Annotated in this window: 16 protein-coding genes and 1 pseudogene; 10 read left to right on the top strand and 7 right to left on the bottom strand. The window is 56.6% G+C overall.

The window, feature by feature from the left end; translation table 11 throughout:
- Window positions 1-297 precede the first annotated feature (297 nt).
- The 4 genes from NY78_RS15985 to NY78_RS15970 all read left to right on the top strand — a co-directional run bounded on the left by NY78_RS15985 (window position 298) and on the right by NY78_RS15970 (window position 6,526).
- Window positions 298-1,107, top strand: coding sequence for a substrate-binding domain-containing protein (locus NY78_RS15985; RefSeq protein ID WP_043637999.1), 810 nt, complete (start codon window positions 298-300; stop codon window positions 1,105-1,107).
- 52 nt (window positions 1,108-1,159) lie between these two features.
- Window positions 1,160-2,371: an alpha-hydroxy-acid oxidizing protein gene (locus NY78_RS15980; protein WP_082140068.1), complete on the top strand. Its 1,212-nt coding sequence runs from the start codon at window positions 1,160-1,162 to the stop codon at window positions 2,369-2,371.
- Window positions 2,368-4,245 carry a cytochrome c3 family protein gene (locus NY78_RS23210; protein ID WP_053062248.1) on the top strand — a complete coding sequence of 626 codons (1,878 nt, stop codon included), beginning with the start codon at window positions 2,368-2,370 and terminating at the stop codon, window positions 4,243-4,245. The genes NY78_RS15980 and NY78_RS23210 overlap by 4 nt, the downstream gene beginning before the upstream one ends.
- Before the next feature lie 226 nt (window positions 4,246-4,471).
- Complete coding sequence (locus tag NY78_RS15970; RefSeq protein ID WP_043637997.1) at window positions 4,472-6,526, top strand: methyl-accepting chemotaxis protein; 2,055 nt, start codon at window positions 4,472-4,474, stop codon at window positions 6,524-6,526.
- A 403-nt stretch (window positions 6,527-6,929) separates the two neighbouring features.
- Here NY78_RS15970 and NY78_RS24815 read toward each other — a convergent pair whose 3' ends face one another.
- The 7 genes and pseudogenes from NY78_RS24815 to NY78_RS25895 all read right to left on the bottom strand — a co-directional run.
- On the bottom strand, window positions 6,930-7,556 hold the full coding sequence (locus NY78_RS24815; protein WP_156180965.1) for an MAE_28990/MAE_18760 family HEPN-like nuclease: 627 nt from the start codon (window positions 7,554-7,556) through the stop codon (window positions 6,930-6,932).
- Between the two features lie 8 nt (window positions 7,557-7,564).
- On the bottom strand, window positions 7,565-8,698 hold the full coding sequence (locus NY78_RS15965) for a DUF262 domain-containing protein (protein ID WP_197084266.1): 1,134 nt from the start codon (window positions 8,696-8,698) through the stop codon (window positions 7,565-7,567).
- Window positions 8,699-9,254: 556 nt separating this feature from the next.
- Complete coding sequence (locus NY78_RS15960) at window positions 9,255-11,522, bottom strand: multiheme c-type cytochrome (RefSeq protein WP_082140067.1); 2,268 nt, start codon at window positions 11,520-11,522, stop codon at window positions 9,255-9,257.
- Window positions 11,523-11,732: 210 nt separating this feature from the next.
- A complete protein-coding gene (locus tag NY78_RS15955) occupies window positions 11,733-13,403 on the bottom strand; it encodes an arylsulfatase (protein WP_043637993.1) in 1,671 nt (556 codons plus the stop codon).
- A 136-nt stretch (window positions 13,404-13,539) separates the two neighbouring features.
- Window positions 13,540-14,580 carry an HAD family hydrolase gene (locus NY78_RS15950; protein WP_082140066.1) on the bottom strand — a complete coding sequence of 347 codons (1,041 nt, stop codon included), beginning with the start codon at window positions 14,578-14,580 and terminating at the stop codon, window positions 13,540-13,542.
- Between the two features lie 351 nt (window positions 14,581-14,931).
- Window positions 14,932-15,366 carry a hypothetical protein gene (locus NY78_RS15945; protein ID WP_043637991.1) on the bottom strand — a complete coding sequence of 145 codons (435 nt, stop codon included), beginning with the start codon at window positions 15,364-15,366 and terminating at the stop codon, window positions 14,932-14,934.
- 8 nt (window positions 15,367-15,374) lie between these two features.
- Window positions 15,375-15,575: pseudogene (locus NY78_RS25895) on the bottom strand (hypothetical protein); the annotation flags it as partial.
- A 494-nt stretch (window positions 15,576-16,069) separates the two neighbouring features.
- Between NY78_RS25895 and NY78_RS15940 the strand changes: the two are divergent.
- The 6 genes from NY78_RS15940 (at window position 16,070) to NY78_RS15915 (ending at window position 19,977) form a co-directional block, all read left to right on the top strand.
- Entirely contained in the window at window positions 16,070-16,291 is a 222-nt protein-coding gene (locus NY78_RS15940; RefSeq protein WP_043638041.1) for a hypothetical protein, read from the top strand.
- 39 nt (window positions 16,292-16,330) lie between these two features.
- Window positions 16,331-16,528 carry a hypothetical protein gene (locus NY78_RS15935; protein ID WP_043637989.1) on the top strand — a complete coding sequence of 66 codons (198 nt, stop codon included), beginning with the start codon at window positions 16,331-16,333 and terminating at the stop codon, window positions 16,526-16,528.
- Between the two features lie 30 nt (window positions 16,529-16,558).
- On the top strand, window positions 16,559-16,936 hold the full coding sequence (locus NY78_RS15930) for a DUF6573 family protein (protein ID WP_043637988.1): 378 nt from the start codon (window positions 16,559-16,561) through the stop codon (window positions 16,934-16,936).
- A 448-nt stretch (window positions 16,937-17,384) separates the two neighbouring features.
- The gene (locus NY78_RS15925) at window positions 17,385-17,885 is read left to right on the top strand and encodes a hypothetical protein (protein WP_043637987.1); all 501 of its coding nucleotides are present in this window, start codon (window positions 17,385-17,387) and stop codon (window positions 17,883-17,885) included.
- A gap of 1,329 nt (window positions 17,886-19,214) precedes the next feature.
- Complete coding sequence (locus tag NY78_RS15920) at window positions 19,215-19,613, top strand: hypothetical protein (RefSeq protein WP_043637986.1); 399 nt, start codon at window positions 19,215-19,217, stop codon at window positions 19,611-19,613.
- Between the two features lie 130 nt (window positions 19,614-19,743).
- Window positions 19,744-19,977, top strand: coding sequence for a hypothetical protein (locus tag NY78_RS15915; RefSeq protein WP_043637985.1), 234 nt, complete (start codon window positions 19,744-19,746; stop codon window positions 19,975-19,977).
- Window positions 19,978-20,078: the final 101 nt, after the last annotated feature.

Here is a 20,078-nt window from a genome sequence, read left to right as displayed (position 1 = left end):
GCCGACAGGCACATCATGCCTTTGGGCATGTGCTGCCCAAGCGCCGTGTTTCCGTGCCTGGCGGTCCAAGCCCCCGGGGACTTGCCGTCCGGCATACCCCTTCCCCAGGTCCTTTCCCCTCAGGCAAACGTAATTTCCTATTTTATACAGCCCGTTAAGCGACAAAGCCCGTCCTGGCATCACTCCTGCTCTGGGAACTGCGTCACGAACGAGGGACGGCCCCGCCTCGGAGGCGGCAGCCGGTTCGCGACGCATGTTCGCGGCCCCCGCCGCCTGGTTTCAAACAGAGGAGCGAGTATGAACGGATTACGCAGCATCAGGCTTTACAGCCTGGCCGGCCTCCTGGCCCTGACCCTGTACGCCGGCCAGGCCGCCGCCGCCGATCCCCTGACCTACGAAGGGGCGAGCACGATCGGCCATATGGTCCTGCCCGAGGCCACCAAACTCTTTACCGCCAAGACCGGCATTCCCTTTGGCGTTATCGGCACGGCCGGGGCCGGGGCCGGCTTCAAGGCCGTGGTGGCCGGCCAGGTATCCTTGGGCGGATTGGCCAGCGAACCGACCGACAAGGAAAAGGCCGCCCTCACCGACATTGAGGTCATCGGCTACGACGTCATGGGCATTTTCGTGCATCCGAAAAACACCACCAAAGATCTGACCATGGCCCAGCTCAAGGACATTTTCTCGGGCAAGGCCACAAACTGGAAGGAATTCGGCGGCCCGGACCTGCCCATCACCATCTACAGCGAAAAGCTCGACGGCGGCCGGGCCACGGTCAAGGCCTTCAAGGCCATGGTCCTTGGCGAGGCGGCCTACGGCCCGGTCAAGGAACTCGACGACGCCACCGACTGCGTGGCCGACGTGGCCAAGGACCCCAGCGGCATCACCGCCGCATCCATGTCCTTTGCCGTTCCCGGCGTGGCCGCTGTCTCCGTCGGCGCAGCCAAACCCGAGGCCGCCGCGGTCCAGTCCGGGGCCTACCGCCTCAAGCGCCCCCTGTCGCTCATTGCCGTCAAGCCTTCCCAGGAAGTCCTGGCTTTTTTTGAATTCATGCTGACCCCGCCGGCCCAGGCCATCGTGGCCAAGAGCTTCGTTCCGGCGAAATAGCCGGCCTGCGGGCCGTCTGCTGCAACAACCGACAAACCCAAAGGCTGTTCCGATGACCAAAGACATACACGAGACTGAATCCCCGACCCGCCGCAACTTTATCAAGGCCGGCATGGTGGCCGGCGTGGGGGCGCTGCTCACGCCGCTGATTGTCAAGACCGCCCAGGCCGCAGCCGAGGCCGCCCCGGCCGCCGCTCCGGCCGCTGCCGCCGCCGGAGGAAAGCCCAAGCTTCAAATCGGCGACGTGCTGCGCGTGGCCCGGGAAAAGCTCTACCCCATCTGCCGCGTCTGTCCGGAGTGCGACGGCGTGGCCTGCGCCGGCGAGGTGCCGGGTATGGGCGGAATCGGCTCCGGCCAAGCCTTTAAAAACAACTACAACACGTTAAACAAAATTGACTTGGTCATGCGGACCTTCCATGACGTGAAAAAGCCCGACCTCTCCATCACCCTTTTCGGGCAAAAACTCTCCATGCCCGTGACTTCGGCAGTCACCGGCGGCGTCAGCTACAATATGGGCAAGAAAATGACCGAGGAGGATTACGTCATTTCCATCCTCGGCGGCTGCCAGGATGCCGGCACCATCGGCTGGGTGGCTGACGGCATCGGCGACCAGATGGACGTCTTCGAGCGCCGCATCGCCGTGCTCAAGCAACAGTTTGGCGGCCGGGCCATCGTCACCATCAAGCCCAAGACCAACGAAGAGATCATCAAGCGCTTTCGCATGGTCGAGGAAGCCGGCGGCATCGCCGTGGCCATCGACATCGACTCGGCCGGCCGGGCCGCCCGGGCCGTTCCCGGCCAGACCGTGGAACCCAAAACCCCAAAACAGTTAGCCGAGCTGGCCAAATCCACGAGCCTGCCCTTTATCATCAAGGGCATCATGACCGTGGAGGAGGCCAAGATCGCCGTGGACATCGGGGCCAAGGGCATTGCCGTGTCCAACCATGGCGGCCGCGTCCTGGACTACACCCCGGCCACGGCCACGGTGCTGCCGGCCATTGCCGACGCCGTCAAGGGCAAGGCCGTCATCCTGGTGGACGGCGCGGTGCGCCGGGGCCAGGACGTGCTCAAGTACCTGGCCATGGGCGCGGACGCGTGCCTGTGCGGCCGGCCGCTGGTCCGCGGGGCCCATGGCGGCGGCCGCGACGGCGTGGCCCTTATGATGAACATCATGAAGGACGAGCTGACCGTGGCCATGACCCTGACCGGCGTTCCCAGTGCCCGCAACGTCCCGGCAAACGTCATCACGAAGGTGCAGGCATGAAACGAGCCTGGAGTCTTCTGCTCCTGGCTCTCCTGACCGCCTGGCCGGGGACAGCCCTGGCGACCAGCGGCGGGACATCCCTGCGCTACGGCGGCGGAGGTCAGGGGACCGTCATGTTCGACGGCAGGCTGCACGCGTCCAAGGGCTTTCGGTGCGAGGACTGCCACACCAAGCTTTTCGACACGAAGAAAGTGGCCCATATCACTATGGCCGACCACTTCACGGACAAGGCCTGCTTCAAATGCCATAATAATACCAACAAAACCGATCCGATGGCCGCTTCGAGGGATTGCGCCACCTGCCATCGCAAGGTGGCCTCGAATTACGAGACGTCCACCGACGCCATGGCCGGAATCATTGCCACGGCCTTTACCGGCGACGACACGGCCAAGGCCGTGCTGCTCACCGGCAACCAGGGGGCCACAGCCCAGAGTACGGCCTGCCTGTCCTGCCACGGGGCGGCCACGCCGCCAAAGCCGGTAACCGAACGCGGCAAGACCCTTGATCTGCACGTGGATGTGGCCGACTACCGGCACGGCGCCCATGCCAACCTCCCCTGCGCCACCTGCCACACCGGCCAAAAGGGCGCGGAGAGCTTTACGCAGGCGCCCCACGCCGTGGTCAGGCCCGACAACGCCACCTGCCTGTCGTGCCACAACGTGGGCCTGGCCCATCAGATCAAGGCGTTTGGCCAGAGCGCCCATGCGGAAAAGCTCAAGGACAAGGTGTCCTGCGGCAATTGCCACAACCCCCACGCCCAACCCCAAAAGCCGCAGCAGGTGGCCTATGCCTCGCTGACGGCCATGTACAACGCCCAGTGTCTGGCCTGCCACGACAACGCGGCCAAACTCAAGGAACTGTCGGGCAAGGACGTGCCCGACGCCAAGGCGGCCCACGCCTTCCTGACCAACTGGAGCGCCCACAGCCGGTCCGTTATGTGTGTGGAATGCCACACGCCCGTGGCCGATCCCAACGACCACCTGATCGGCGAGAAGAAGACCGCCGTGCGCGACTGCGCCACCTGCCACACCGACCCGGGCAAGTCGCTGATCGTGGTGCGGGCCACGCCCCATACGGGCGGCGCGGCTCCCGTCACCTCGGGCTACTTCCCGCCAAACCAGGTGGCCCCGGTGCTCAGCGCCGTCGGCGGCACGGCCGTCTCCGGCGTGTTCGCCCTGGCGCTCCTGCACGGCCTTGGCCGGGCCTTGCCCCGCCGCCGCCATACCGGGGCGCTCGTGTCGGAGTATATGTACCCGGCCTTTGTGCGCGCCACCCACTGGGTGAATGCGGCTCTGTTCCTCCTCCTCGGCTACACCGGGCTTTCCGTGCGCTTCACGGAAGCCTCCTGGGCCCTTGGCCTTGAGGCGGCTACGCGCATCCACAACGTGTGCGGCGTGCTTTTGGCGTTAAACTTCTTCGCCTACGTCATCCGGGCCGTGGCCACGGGCGACATCCGCCAGTATCTGCCGGGCGAACAGGGAGGCCTTCGGCCGCTGCTCCTCCAGGCTCGCTATTACTGCCGCGGCATCTTCCGAGGCGAGGCGCATCCCTACCCGGCGACGCTGGAGCGGCGGTTCAATCCGTTGCAACGCATGGCCTATCTGGTCGTGTTCCTCGTCGGCATGCCGGTGCTTCTCGCGTCGGGGCTGCTGCTCCTCATGCCCGAGGCCGCAACCGCGATCATCGCGCCGCGCCCGTTTCTGGTTGCGGCCCATCTGACCATCGTTATCGGCTTTGCCCTGTTTTTCGTAGGCCACCTCTATCTGGCTACGACCGGCGCAACGCCGCTGAGCCTTATCAAGGGCATGATGACGGGCCGGCATGAACATCCGATGGACAAGCCCCTTTCGGAGGGGAAGCCGTCCGGGGACTGAAACACTCCTGATCAACAGATCCGAAGTTGATCGAAAACGGATTGCAGGGCGCTGGGGCAATGGCTCCAGTGCCCTGTGAACAGCCAACCGCCCAACCGCACATTTTTTATTCATTGACAAATTGTCCCGGCATGCCATCACCTTTTGCCTTCCCGGCTGACGCAAAAGAACGACATTCCCCACAAGGCCGGACAGAAACGACTTTATTCCCCCAAAGAGGTCCCGGATGCGCTCGAAACTCGCTTTCAAATTTCTTTCCCCGGCTTTTCTTGTGGTCGTCGTAGGCATGAGCGTTTTGTTCATTGTCAACTCGGTGACCCAGCGCAATGCGTTCGAAAAAATCTTCAAAGAAAATATGGCCCTTCTTGCGCAGTCCATGATCGAAGGCGTTTCCGACGACGTCCGCACCCGCAAGGACCTGCTGACCTATCTTGCAACAACCCCTGAAGTTACGGCCGCGCTCCTGGACCATGCCCAATCCCCGGAAGCCGGAGCATACTTGGACCGTTTTCTGAATTCCGTAAAAAGTTCCGGACTCGGCTACGTCAATCTCTTCGACACCAAAGGAGATCTGGTCATCTCCACGATAAAGGGGACAGGCAAGATCAACGTCGCGGATCGTCCCTTTTTCCAGCCGATCATAAGCGGCAAAAAAGGCCTTTTCCTCAGCTACCAGATCAGCCGGGCCACCCAAAAACCTGTTGTCGCGTACTCCGTGCCCATACGGGGAGCGGACGGCTCCGTCATCGGCCTTATGCTCTCCGGGCAGGAGATGGCCGACCTGACCAAAAGCCTCAACGCCGTGAAGATCGGCACCACAGGCTTCGCCGCGCTGTTGGAAGGGGAAGGCGGCACGGTCCTGGCGCATCCGAACGCCGAACTGATCCTGAAAACCGATTTTGCCAAGACCCCCCAGGGGCAGGCCGTCATGGCGGTGAAGGATCAGGCCATCGTCGAGGCAGACGGCAGGCTGCTGGCCGTCAGCCGCGATGCGGAGACCGGACTGCTGCTTCTCATCTCGGCCCCTGTTGAAGACATGAATGTCCATGTTGCCGCCTCGACCCGGGCCAATCTCCTCATCGGGGCCTGCGTGACCCTGGTCTTGCTGGCGGTTCTGTTCTGGCTGACCAGACGGGTGGTGCTGACGCCGCTTTCCGTTTGCTCGGCGTTCGCCCTGGCCGTGTCCCATGGTCGCTTTGAAGAATCGCTGGCCCTCAAGCGGACCGACGAGATCGGTTCCCTGGCGGATGCGTTGCGCGAAATGCTGCGCAAACTGCGCCAAAGCTTTGAAGAGGTCACGGCTGAGAGAAGCGCGGCCCAACGCCACGCCGAAAAAGCCAACCAGGCCTGCCAGGAAGCCGTTGAAGCGAACGGACAGGCCGAGCGGGCGCGCCAGGAAGGAATGCTGGCGGCTGCGTCCAGGCTGCAAGATGTGGTGGAAGCCATGTCTGACTATTCCCAGGAGCTTTCCAGCCGCATCCATCAGGCCGGACAGGGCACTCAGGATCAAATGGACCGCACCCGAGAAACCGCAACCGCAATGGAAGAGATGAACGCCACTGTCCTTGGGGTGGCAAAAAACGCGACCGAGGCGGCTGCATCCTCAAACGACGCCCGACACAAGGCCCAGGATGGCGCTGGGATCGTCGGAAAGGTTGTCAGCGGTATTGCCGAGGTTCAAAGGCAGGCCCTTGGCATGAAGGAAGATATGGGCGTGCTGGGAAAACAGGCCGAGGGAATCGGCCAGATAATGAACGTCATCTCGGACATCGCCGACCAGACGAATCTGCTGGCCCTCAACGCGGCGATTGAGGCGGCCAGGGCCGGTGAAGCGGGACGCGGTTTTGCCGTGGTGGCCGATGAAGTGCGCAAGCTGGCGGAAAAGACCATGAGCGCGACGAAAGAGGTCGGAAACGCCATCCAAGGCATCCAACAAGGCACCCGAAAAAACATGGACAATGTGGACCGTACGACCAGGACCATAGAAGAAGCCACCGCCCTGGCGAAAATGTCGGGAGAAACTCTCGATGAAATCGTCCGCCGGGTGGAATATGCTTCGGATCAAGTTCGCTCAATCGCAACGGCCTCTGAAGAACAATCTGCCACCAGCGAGGAAATCAATCATTCCATGGAGCAGGTCGCCGCCATCTCTTCGGATACGGCTCAGGCAATGGAGCATGCCTCGCTGGCGGTATCGGAACTCATCAAGCAGACCGAAGTACTTCAAAATCTCATTGTAACCCTGAAATCCGAAGGTGGAATAGCGGCAATTGGCGCTTGAACACGCGGCGTTTGACGAAACTTGCCTCCGTTTGACAGGGATCGCCGTATCACGCTGTGAAGCACAGCTGACAAGCCGGAATCATGCAGCCAACTCTGCATGATTCCGGCTTTTTCTCATGACTATCGTGAGCAAAAGGGCCTCGCCGCTTTGACCATGAACACTTCCAGACCCCAGAATGTCAACCTTCAGCCGGTTCATCAGGGACCATGCCTAAGTCGCCGACTGAGACCTACTTTGACGCACTGAGAGCGTATTAGACACGAGGGGGGGCCGAGAGGCCTCCCTATTTTTTGTTTGTGGCCTACCTGAAAAATTCGATAAGCTTCTGCCGCCGGAACTCGAAAATCTGCTCCAGTCGTTTCGGGACGATCAGTTTTCGGCCATTATTACGACATCAAGCTTATGCCATCGCTCTAATGTGTCCATTTAAATGCATGACAATATTATTCAAGCCAGTAAATATATGACCAGACATAGATTCGATATCGGTTACTAACTTATTTCTACACGCCATGGAAAACGAGCACTCTCCGTGTGCCAATTTATTCCGCAAAGTTTTCACCTCTAGAAAAGATCGCCCATAAGCCTTATCAACGGAATATCGCACGCCATAGACTGCCAAAATCTTATTAATTCTTCTCGCATCAAGATTTCCTGAAAATATCTTTTCTCCATCGGAATAACTTTCAAAACTAGGAAATTTCAATTCCCCTGAAATTGTCAACTCTATATTTTCTTTATACCTTTTCGATCCATTTTTACCAAAATGCATAAGCGCAAATATTTCTTTTTGACAATCACTTAATTCATTAAAATGCTTTGCTTGACACTTTTCGTGTAAAATTTCTAAAACAGAATACATCGTTGATTCAACTGTATTATATAGAACTAAAACTATTGACGACTTCAGAACAGTACATAGCAGGGCATTTCCAACACCTTTTTCTTTTTTTTGAATTTCGGAGAGAAGTATTTCGGCCTCTGCCTTTTTTCTTGTTAAATCAGAAACAACAGAAGCAAGTGGCATCTTCTTACTCACATACCCAAAAAAATATTCTTGATATAATCTATCCGAGAATTAATCTTTGCCTGTGTATGCGTTTTATACTTTCCAGACATATGTTGATAAAATTCAGTATCAGATAGTATTTCAGACGAAGGAATCCTCCGAAAATTCAGGCTACCTTTTTCAGCTAACGCAAGCGCAGCACCGACTGAAAGTGCCTCAAAATACACTCTAGAAACTTGCGGCTTCTCATCCTTAGCAAAACCAAACTCAAACACCTTCTGAATTGCACCTAACATCGACTCAAACTGTGCATATTTTACCTCCTCCTCGTCGTCCGTTAAGGTTTTGTTCTTTTCTATGACATAAGAGTCTAGCAGCCTAGCAACTCCTTGATGTTGTGTGTCGTATTTTGGATACATTTCAAAGAAGGCAAAAAACCTTAAAATCAGCTCTTCCCCTTCTTGCCTAGTTTTCATCATCTTACATATAGGAGTGAGCTGAAGAAAAAGTTTATTCTTTGCACACCTATTATATATAAAATCAATAAACTTTCCTCTAAGTATTCCTTTTCGCTTCTCCATTTCTTTTAATAGGTCACTTCCTTTATTAATCCTTTCAAACAAGTCATTCTTCACATCTTCAGTGGCACTGTCAGATAAAAAGATTAATTTTAAAGCAGTATTCTTTATTTTTCTTTGCCGCGATGCCGGAAGCTCTGAAAAGCGCACCCCATTCAATTCTGTCAACCTTTGAAGATGAGCCAAAGACAACTCGTCAGACAAAAAGGCGGCAAGAGTTCTCACCCTTTGTGATCCATCAACAATCTCACATCGACCATCTTTATTTTCTGCGAAAAACATACTTGGGATAGGAAGCCCAAGTATTATGGATTCGATCAACTTTGACTGCCTATATTCATCCCAAACAAATTCACGCTGATAATCAGGCACAAAAAACTCATTAGTGCCTCTTTCACTATTTTTAATATATTTATCAACTAAATATTCAATAGTAAATTCACGCGTATCATAGTCTACCATTGACTGCTCTCGTTCTATCTCAGCTTCTATACGGCCGTGCTTACCCTCTTGCATACAAACCTCAACAGATAGAATATTATGATCAAAAAAAATCTTACCAGCATTCAACAACAATTTCATGTACAACTATGATTTGCTACCCAAAAACCTATCTGTCTGTCAATACTTATTTCTTGTTTCATAGCTCTAAAGAAGGGTTCACCCACCACCTCAAATTGCATCTCCACTGAGTCGACCTCAGGAAGGATGGCGCTGGTTTGCCACTACCGTCCTTACCCTCAACATCACACCGACATCTTCGCATCTAGCTAAATTTCCAAGATCCTTACCGACCCCCTGACCTCAGGGCAAGGGGTCGTCCCGGATAACCATTCCCCTGGAATCCCAGGCCAATAGGTTATCCACCCGGTTATCCAACAGAAAAAGGGCCTACGATTTTCACCGTAAGCCCTCGAAATCACTGGTCGGGATGAGAGGATTTGAACCTCCGACCCCCTGAACCCCATGGGCCAGGTCCGAAACGTACCCATTGGAATCATTATCCATTTTTGCTTTTTCTGATAACATAGACCCGACATGCTCTGCCCCACTACGAAGGGGAACGGTGATCCAGACGTTATCCAATTTCAGCGCCGGCCCCGGGGGAAATTGTGCGAAGCAGCACAAGCCCAAGAGTCTACTTTGCCTGGGTGTGCTTCATGATTTCGCCAAACAAGTTGACTGCCTCTTTGTATCCAGGCTGGCTTTCGATCACTGGTCGCAGTACTTGGAGCGCCTGATCGGGGTCCTTGGCTCGATACAGAAACAGCGCCAGCGTGTAGGCGTACCTGGGGTTGTCAGGACGAAGCTGGCTCGCTTTGCGGCTCCAGGCGACGGCTTCTATAAGATCAGCTTCGCCGAGCAGCAGACTCAGGTTGTAGGCGGCCTCGGCCATGGCCGGATTGCTGGCCAGAGCCGCACGGAGATGTTTCTCTGCCGCAACCCTGTCCTGGCGTTCGGCCATGACCAGACCGAGGTTGAAATGTGCCGGGCCATCGTTCGGGGCTAGACGCAGCGCTTCCAGCAGTACGCCCTCGGCTTTGCCCGTCTCGCCCATCTGGCTGTAAGCTATTGAGGTGTTGACGAGCGGCGGTACGGCAGCAACATCCAGACTGCGGGCTTTTTCATAACAGACCACAGCCTGTTTGGGGTCGCCTTGCCCAAGATAGTAATTCCCCAGGTTGTACTGGGAGGTCCACAAATCCGGCCGGGCTTGCAACGCCTCCAGATATTCAGCAGTCGCCTTGTCAACAGCCGCCAGATGCTCTTCAGCCAGGGCCTTGCGGGGAATGCCGGACAAGGCCGCCGCCGCCCGGATGCGCACCAGTCGGGAGTCATCGGACACGGCCACAAGCAGGGCATCCAGAGCCTGACGGGACGGCACCTCGCCCAGGGCTTCGGCCGCTGCGGCCCGCACAAGGGGCGACGACGATTTGCTGGCGGCAATGATCGGCCCCCACTTACGCGGGTCGGGACAACTGCGCAGCAGCCGAATCAGCGAGGTTGTGGAGACGGCGTCCGGGTCTTTTATTCCCAGGTACTCCAACATACCCGAAAGATTGCTCCAGTCCCGACGGCGGGCGGCATCGATCAAAGCGGCTTGGCGCACAACCGGGGCCTGATAGTCACGGGCATGCCATTGCCGCACGTGCGTATTGGCCCAGGCAGCGTCCTTGTCGGCATGGCAGAGGTTGCAGGCATTGGGTGAATTGTAAGCCAGGGTTGTTGCCGGGGTCGGCGGCAGCATGGAGTGGTCGCTGCGGCGCATGCGGGCAAACTCGGTCATGGGCATGTGGCAGGAGATGCAGCGGTTGCCGGGGCTGCCCTCGGGGTGATGGGTATGGCTGGAAGCATTGGCCACCCGCTCGGCATGGCAGGGATTGCAGGCCTCGTTGGCTTTGGCTGGATCGTTAAACTTATAGCGGCCGCTGGAGGTGTGGCAGTGCATGCAGTCGAGTTGGCCGGAGAGCGCGCAGGGACTGCGCGACCAGGAGGTCTGGGTGTAGTTTTCCCCGAGATCGCGCCCGTCAGGGTAAAAATCCGGGTTCTCGTAGGTAATGAGGTCGTAGTGGTCGAAATAGCGGTCCCCGGGCGTAAACGAACTGGTGAGCGGCACGGCTTTGGCGTGGCAGGTGGCGCACAGGTCGTTTTGCTGGGCATGGCTGAAATCCCGGCCGCCCCGAATGAGTTTTAAATCCTTGGGCGGCCGGTCCTTGGGGGCCGCCTCGCAGACCCGGACATGCTCCTGGCCCGGTCCATGGCAGGTTTCGCAGTTGATACCGGGCTCGGTCCAGCTGGAGCGGTAGGTGTCGGTCTTGGGATCATAGTTGGTGGCGAATTGGCTGACGTGGCAGCCGTAGCAACCGGTATTAAATGTATAGGGCCACTCTTTCCAATTGACAGCGGCAGTGGCCCCGGTTGGAAAATGGCGCACGCCGCTCCCAGCCATATCGAACCATTCTTTTTTACGGACATCATAGGCCAGGGGCAGGGTCTGGAGGCGGCCCTTCTCCAGGGGCGTGAGGAAATAAAAGACGTTTTTCCCGCCGAGCACCTGGGCGATACGGTATTTCTTTTCAATCTTGCCGGTCTTTTCCACTATAAAACCCTGGCCAAGTCCGATATCGACCCGGTAGGCGGCATCTCCGATGGCTATGGACTGGACTTGGGGCGTCAGAAAGGATTTGGCAAAGGCATCATTGTAGGGACGCATGGCCAGACCGTGGAAGGACGTAGACCAGAGTTGGTAGAATTTCTCATGGCAACTACGGCACCCGGCGGAGCCGGTAAAGGCGGTGGTCGTAGCTGGGGGCGCAGCAACAACGGTTTTTTTGGCAAGAGCCGGGGATCCCGATCCGATCACGAGATACACCGCAGCGCAGGCAAGGCCGACTAATCGTATCATGCTACCGCCCAATTGAAAGAGTTGGGTACTGGTTCGATTCTGTTTGCTTCTGCTTTAGAACTGCTTGGATGTCCCGAACCGCTTATTCCGTCAAGCAGCCGGCCAGGATGCCTGACACGTGCCCCAAGAAGCGTCGCGCTTGCCAGTGTTATTGTCGGGCAAAAAACGGGCGGTCCTTTCGAACCGCCCGTAGCTCAGAAGCACTGGAGCCTATTGCCCTTCGTGGTTCTTGATCGCCTCGTCAACCTTGGCCTTTATGGCGCTCAGATTGAAAGAAGCCGGATCCTGCATTGGCGGATACTCCAGCGCCGTCATGGCCAGCTTGCCAACATATTGCTGCACCATGACGAAACGCCAGAATTCGCGCGAGTAGAAATCGTTGACGTAGCCCATCCCCCCATTGTTCGTCGTCTCGCCGCGTGTGGTCGGCGTCCGTTCAAAGGGATCCTGGCGCAGATTGATGATCGTCGGCATGTCGGTTGTGACTTTCTCACCCGGCCAGCCGTAAGGCTGCTGGATGAACTGAAACTTCATGTCGTTAATGCGTAGCGCCCCGAGTTGGGCTCCAGCGAAGTAGAACAGTTCCTGCCGATTGGATGGCCCCTTGCCGGTCAGGAGATCCATCTGATTGTAGCCGTCGAGGTGGTTCTTGTAGGTCCGGTCGCCAAGCTTCACACCCTTGAGGAGCTGTTCGGTGATGTCCGGGTTGCCGGCAGCAGCGGCAAAGGTGGGGAGCCAGTCGAGGCCGGAGAAGATTCCGTTTTCCACCGAGCCCGGCTTAATCTTGCCCGGCCATTTGATGATGGCCGGTACGCGGAATCCGCCTTCGTAGGCTGTCCCCTTGGTGGCTTTAAACGGCGTCATGCCGCCGTCCGGCCACGTGAACACTTCAGCGCCGTTATCGGTAGTGAAGACAATGATGGTATTGTCCGCTTCGCCGATTTCTTCAAGATGCTTGATCAACGCGCCGACGCTGTCATCCAGCTGTGCCATCCCGGCTTCTTCCAGGTTATAATTATCTTTGGGGTTCATCATCCCCTGATACTTCTGGGAAAGGAACGTAAAGACGTGCATGCGCGTCGTATTGTGCCAGACAAAAAACGGCTTGCCGTCTTTTTTTGCCTTGTCCATAAAAGCCTTGGAGCTTTCGACCAGCACCTCGTCGAAGGTCTCCATGTTGTACTTGGCCGGACGTCCCACTTGCCAGTTTTGACGGTTCTTCATGTCGGCAAACGGGGCCAGCGGCCCTTCGTCCACGATCTTTTGCTTTCCGACCTTGCCCCACCGCGGCATCACAGTCGGATCGTCCACATCCGTGGCATAGCAATGGACCAGATTCCGGGGGCCGGTCTTATCGATCCAGTCCTGCGGATAGTCAAACCAGTACGGGTCCGACATGGCGTCGAGGTGGTACAGGTAGCCGAAGAATTCGTCGAAACCATGGACGGTGGGCAGGTATTTGTTCAGGTCGCCCAGGTGGTTCTTGCCGAACTGCCCGGTAGCGTAGCCCTGGGCCTTAAGCACCGTGGCCAGGGTGACAGCCTGATCCGGCATGCCCACGTCGGCCCCGGCCTGTCCCACCGTGGTCAAACCGGTGCGGATCGGCAACTCTCCAGTGATGAAGTTGGCGCGACCCGCCGTACAACTGGCTTCGGCATAGTAGTCGGTAAACCGCATGCCGTCTGCGGCCAATTTGTCAAGATTGGGCGTCTTGCCGGACATCATGCCCTGGTGATAGGCCCCGATATTAAACCAGCCGACGTCGTCACCCATAATAAACAAGATGTTCGGTTTTTTCTGAGCGGCGGCAGGACTTGCAGCAATGGTGAACGCGGCCATCAAAGTGATCAGCACGGAATAAATTGTTGCGCGACTGTTCATTTTCGCCCTCGACTTGTTGTCAACTTGGCCAAATAATCCAATAACTTTGGCCTTTATAATGCCATCTTCTACTGTCGGATCAGCCTCCTTGTCAAATGCATACAGACCGGACGCATTGGTCTTCCTCTCCGTGCAACTATTGCTCCCAGGGAAAAATGCGCTTCCAGTCGTTCTTCATGCTGATAACCACCCAGTTTTGTTGCTTGGCTTGCGCCATGAGCGCATCGGTAAAGGTTCCAACCTTGGATGCCGGACCATAGGCGTATTCACGCCCAGCGTCGTCATGATGCACCAGCATCATGAGCCTCGCGCCGCTGCCGGCCTGGGTGTATTCAAGCATTTCCCTGTCGCCGACGGAGTTGCCAAAGGCCGCGACCGGACGTCGGCCGATCATGAGGTGGATTCCCTCAGGCTTGCCCGGCCCGTTGTCGTCAAGCAGTAACCGGGGTTCCTCGGTGAGCTTCGGGCGGCCGGCCGCGTCGTAACCGAACGTGGTCGCCCCCATGGTCCCGACCACTTGCTCTGGCGGAATGGCATAGACGGACTGGGCGAATGCGCGCACGAAATCCTGACTGCCGCCGGTGACAAAATAGGTCTTGTAACCGTTTGCGCGCAAATACTGCATCACTTCCAGCATGGGCTGATAGACGAGTTCGGCATAGGACCGTTTCCACCGAGTATCGCGGGCTGTTTCGAGCCACTGTTGCACTTGCCCGGTCAGTGCTTCCACAGTCATGCCGGTCATGGTTGCGCCAATAATTTTTTCCAGATCCGCCATCGGCAGCCCGGCGATGGCCGCTTTGTCCCCGGATAAGACTGTCTTGAAGGGCTTAATATCCTTAAGCTCCGGCTTTTCCTGAGCCAGAGTTGCCACCCGGTCGAAACAATAGCGCGCCTGGGTGTACACGGGATATTCGACCCAGGTCGTGCCATCCTGGTCAAACGTGGCGATACGGGCCTCGGGCGGGACATAGTCCGGGTGGGATGTGTCGGTCGTCGTCTGCACGAAGGCGACAATGGCCTGCTTGGCCGGCCCGTCGTTCCAGGAGGGCAAGGGGTCGGCCTGGGCCAGGACACCCGGCACAGCCAACAGCAGGGAAACAACAACCAGGGAGGCGAAACGGCCAGCCTGCTGCGCTTCCTGAAAAAATAGTTTTATTGTGGATTGTTTACGCATAAAATATTCCTTGGAACTGCCCTGAATGCTGTCGCGCGCGGCGTTACATCGCCTGGACGACAGGGTGGTATGTTGCTCATTTTGCTCTCGGTGCAGCCTGTCCTGTCCACGAATGCAAGCCGTATGCGCGTTCGCGGGGGGCAACGAAAACTCCTTGACGATCTGGTTTGCCCCAATCCTACACGAGGCCTCCAAACCTGCCTATGATTTTCAGCGGGAATGCCCGCGACGTCGGCCGCACGTCCCAGTTCCAAACCTTTGTCACACCTCCCCAAAAAAGATCCCGTTCCTGCTGGAAAGACGAAGTCCGGCGCGGCTTGCGACCCGCCGGCCTTGTGCGTCACGGCAGGCTTATTCGCTTACCTTGGTACTGCCCTGGGCCTGTTCCAGTTTCTTCACGTCTTCCGGCGACAACTTGGGCCGATCAATAGTCAATGTGATCTTGTCGATCTTGCCGGTAAAGGCGAATGGCGGCTCATAGTCGGCGTCGTTGACGCCAGTCAGGGTGTCCAAACCGACGTCCAGGGCCTCGTCCCATTGCAGGATAAACGGCAGGGTGTGCTCCATCTTCTGGGAGTCAACGGTTTGGCCGTCCACCTTGAGCACGCCCGTGCCGCCGCGGCCCACGCCCGAGAAGTTGTTGAAAGCCAGCGTTCCGATGCCCAGGCCGTCGTAGGCGAAATCGAATTCCAGCACATGCTTGCCGGGCGTCAGTTCCGGGCCTTCCCATCGCACGCGCTTGAGATCGACCAGATTCCACAGGAATACGGGTTTGTTTTTGAGCACATAGAACCCATATTCGGCTTATAATAGAGAATATAATCGGCGCGTTTCCCCTTGCCTCGAGACACAAGCTTCCCACGAACGATAATGCGACCTTTGGTAAAGCTCACCTCTTCCCGAACTTGTAGCATCTTATCCCAACCAGCTTTGACCAGATTGGGAGTAATGTACTTCGTACAAATGTCACGTTCGCTCAGGGATTTCTTGTCCATAGAGGAGATCGCCTTTACGCACCAGCGTCTAGATGACGTGCTCGACTTCACAAAATGCCAGATCTCGCGATACTTCCGTCCCTCCGAGTCCTGGGCATCGTCGCCAAGGCGCGTCAGGAAAGGAAGTTCCACCTGCTTGCAAAAACAGTATTAACTATCCGTTTTCCCCGATATTCCGCAAGGAAAACTGAAGTCTGCTAAAATTGAAGCAGTTCTTCGCAGTGCAGACTTCGAACGAGCAAGAGCTTCTGGCATCTCTGCCCCTGTGTCCCAGCCCCAAAGCCCCTCCCCCGGACAGCCCCCTGGTATGCGACCTCCGCCCCCTCCTGGGATTTTTCCAAGGCCCCTGGCTCAAATCCCCACCCCATCCCCAAAATCGCAGGGCGGCCCCGCCCCGGCCCAAAGCCTGATTTTCACCGACGCCCCGTGACCGGGATCCTGGCCCCGGCTATCCTCCCTCCATGGACCCAATATCCCTGGTCCACGAGGTGAGCATGCCGACCGAAGCAGAATCCAACGACAAGGCGCTCGAACTGGTTGAGCAAATCATTCAGCGGTTTCGCCCGATCGAACAGCTTTTTGACGTTATGGGAGCGGCGGACTCTGGAGTGCAGGGCGTCTTTGTGCGCCGGTGGGCCGAAATAGGCATGCAGCTCACGACAAGTTTTCGGGAATATCTCGAACAAATAGCAGCTACTTCCAAAAACGACGACTGAAGTCCTGGTCATTAAACCAGCTTCATGGAGGTCAAAGACATGTGGCTTTTCAAATTATTATCCGGAGTATTCGTCGGTGCTGTAGCTGGTGGAGTCCTCAAGATGATCCTTAGCGGTGGTGGTGTGATCGTTGGCAGAGAAAATGTTCGAAACGCAATTAAAAAAGAAGAACGGAATCTTCGTGGTCGATTCGACAACTTGAAAGTCACCGAAAACGACCCGAAGTTCTACGAGTAACCGCAACCATACCATACAGGAGGACTTCCCATGGACGACTGGCCGATCATTTTCAGCTACACCCGCGCCCAGGCCATCGCGGACGGCGTCTTGGTCGACGTCACCACCCAGGCGGCACAGATTGGTTTCAAGGTGCACACGGTGGTCACCGACCATCTATATAATGAATACGTGGCACCGCCGGCCGGACTGGAGGGCGAAGGGCAATCTGTCGAAGGACGCCTCCAGGACTTGCTCTTTCGCACCCTGCTCGCGGCTAAGGCTATCAGGGATAGTGACCGCGCCGAATTTGACGTCCTGTTTCTCATGGCACCGGGGCGGTGGGACACGGCCCATGTTGTGGCAGCCATCGGCCCAGGCGACCAGGGCGAGCCGGTCATGACTATCATGCTGCCCGAAGACGATTAGCTCAGGCCATCGCAATCGCCTATAACCGCCTATTTTAAAATCATCTTTCTGCCTAGAGGAGATAGTGGAGATATTTTCTGCACAACCTCCACGGCCGCACGGCTGATAGGCCTGGGCGATGGAGCACGGCCGTCAGCAATCCAAAATCCTGAAAAAACACCTCCACCATCTCCACCACCTTCTCTGGTTCGGTCGCCCTTCGTCCGGCTCTAAATCGAGACAGACCAAATCTCTTGTCAATTGTGGTGAAGTTGGGCAAATTAAATTCCTAAAAATTTATTGACGTCATCCCGTGGCCGGCGTAACAGAGATTCGTCGAAACAATACCCGCCCGGATTGCTCCATACTGTTGGGCCATCATTACACGCCCGGCAACGAACGAGACGGCCTATCTTTGGCCCAGATGCCCGATCGTTACAGCCGACCCGAAGCACGATGGAGTTTTCCCATGAGCACCGACCAGAAGCCCGCCTCCACTGACCAGACGCCCGTCCCCACGCCTCCTCCCGCTCGCTCGGCCAAGTCGACCAACAAAACCTCCAAGCTGGACGCTTCCACCAAGAAGGCGAAAAAAATCCGCAAGCTGTCCAAAGAGCAGATCGCCGAAGAGGCCGATAAGTTGGTAGCCGCCGCCAATGCGGATGCGTTCCCTGACAAGATGATTTCCGCGTCGGCCTGGGCCAACAAGATGAACCTCTCCCTCGCCATGGTCGACAAGGTCTTCATTAGCTCCAAATTGGCCCGTGGAGGATATGATCTCGACGACGACGTCAACGTGAAAGCTACCGACAACCGCCCCTATATTGATACGCGCGGCATGCTCATGATCGCGAAAAGCATCTTCACCGCACACAACGCCGGTGCGGCGGCTGACAAGCAGTTCGCCCCCGGACAGCAGTTTGACGTGACGCTTGAAGACGACCGGATCATCCTGACCCGGGCCAGCTAACCCACTCCACCTAGCCACATCTTCCCAGGGAGCCGACAGGGCTCCTTGGGATTTTTTTATCCACCGACTCGACGACCTTGCGTTCTTTGGTTTTGAATCGCCACGCACAGATTGCATACTAAATTAGTCTAGAATAGCCGCGAGTCGCAGCGAACCAGACTTGCGCACAAAAACAGAACGTCGAACAATGGAACTGCCACGACACGCAGGATTTGTGGAGACGTTTCAGCACGCCAGATCGCGGAGACTCCTGCTGCCAAGGAGCCAGCCCTGAAACAGGGAAGATCCATACTGCGGGTCATGCCAAGCACAGGCATTTGCGCGGGGCGGCATCGGCCCAGGCGACCAGGGCGAGCCGGTCGCTATGATCATGTGGCCCAAAGAGGATTGACCAAACAGCAGCCCCGATACTTCTGCAACGCCGGAAATCCTTGGCAATCAAATGTCCGAACCCCGGGGCGTAAGACCATACAATGATACAGATTGTCAGGGCTAGAGCTATTTGCAAAAGAGGGAGCTCTCCCAGCCATGTGCTCCAAACATATTTTTTCCGGAGATGAAAAAAAATCTCGCATGACCCTTGACGGACGGGATATATCTCGTTAAAAATTTAGCCCTGGTTTTGGCAGCACCCCGTTGACCGTTGATCTTTGACATCTACCCAGAGCGCAAGAAGCTCAACGCCACGCACGGCCTTCCAGGAAGCGCCATGCGAAGGGCCTCCTTGGCCGGCGGGAGTACGGACTGATGCTTTGTGTAGCCATATCGGGATGTTGAACATGACACGGTAGCGTTTTAAACTGCCGGTTTCCACAACCTCTAGCATCCGAGGAACGTCAATGCGTTTTCACGTGTTGAATCTCGTCCCTCGACCAAAATATAAAGCTGTCGACCTGTCCTTCGCTGACAGGTCCAGCTATTAGCCTACCCCAATTATCGGGCACTTCTCGCCCACCTTTCCTGAAAAAACGTCTATTTTTTGTTGCCCTTGGCACATGGCCCACTTCGTGCGCCCGCGATATCCGATAGCCAGTCCGTCTTCAGCCGTCATGCCTGCTGATGCCGGGGACGCTCTCGGAAATCTTGTCAAAACCAGTTTGCCGGCCATAGCTGCGTCCTGCGCTTGGCCCAGACCCTTCCCCTCAGCAGTCCACCGAGGCCTCCATGGCACAGTATAACGCCGCCATGGGGGTCTAGCGGCACGGCCTCTTGTGGGACGGCCTGAATCTGGTGCTCACTGTGAGGACGCTGTTATTGGCTTGGCATGGCTAATGCCCTGCTGCACCGCCCTTGGCGGCAGCGACATGCCACCCAATAATGGAGCAAGATATGAACTCGACCGATATGACGCGTACCGTGAGCAAGAAAACGTTAAACAACCTTGCGAATTTGTTCATCCATAAATTCCAGAGCAACAACGGAACAAAGCGCAAAGTTGACGCGAAGGTAGTCAGCAAAGAGCTCAACGTCACAACTGCTCTGGTCGACAAGATATACATTGAAGCCATTCGAAAAGGTTTGGTTGACGTCATTCTCATCTCGGCCAAGCCGGACATTGACAAGCACGGACAACCGTACATCAATAGCAAAGGCAGTCTCGTCATCGACAAAGCTACTATAGCTAGCCTCAATAGAAAGCTTCGAGCCAATGATAAACTTAGCGAGAATGACAAGTTCGACATCGAAGTCGAAGGTAGCTTGATCATACTGAGGAAGAGTTACAGCTAGTGCTGGTCGACCTTCCTATTCCCCTTTGAGCTTCTCGCTAGAGACAGACTGGCAACGTGTGAAGTGGCAGGATTGATAACTACCTGTCACCATACATAAAACATAGCCAGACAAACAAGGAGAGACCACCATGAGCGACGCCCAAAAAACCACGCGTAAGGCCCCGACCGCCAATTCCGGCAAGCAACCGTCAACCCCTCACGGCGAGCCCGATGTGCTTCTCCCGCTGTTAGGCGCGCCGGCCAAAAGCGTCGACGACGACGGCACCGGCAAACCGCTTTCCTCGCTCCCGTGCGACGAAAACGGCAATGTCCTTCTCCCGCTCCTTGGCGACGCGGAAGAGACTCTGGCCCCGGGCAGCTGAGAACACAACCGCAACCATCCTCTATGATTCCTCCCTGTAGCGCGTCGCTCCAGGGACCCGAACCCAAGAATCGGTGGCAAGCCCGCCGACACATTAGGAGA

This window comes from Desulfovibrio sp. TomC (assembly GCF_000801335.2).
In the GTDB taxonomy this organism is placed as follows: domain Bacteria; phylum Desulfobacterota; class Desulfovibrionia; order Desulfovibrionales; family Desulfovibrionaceae; genus Solidesulfovibrio.
The sequence above is the reverse complement of the archived record's forward strand: the minus strand, read 5'-3'. Positions and strand labels throughout refer to the sequence as shown.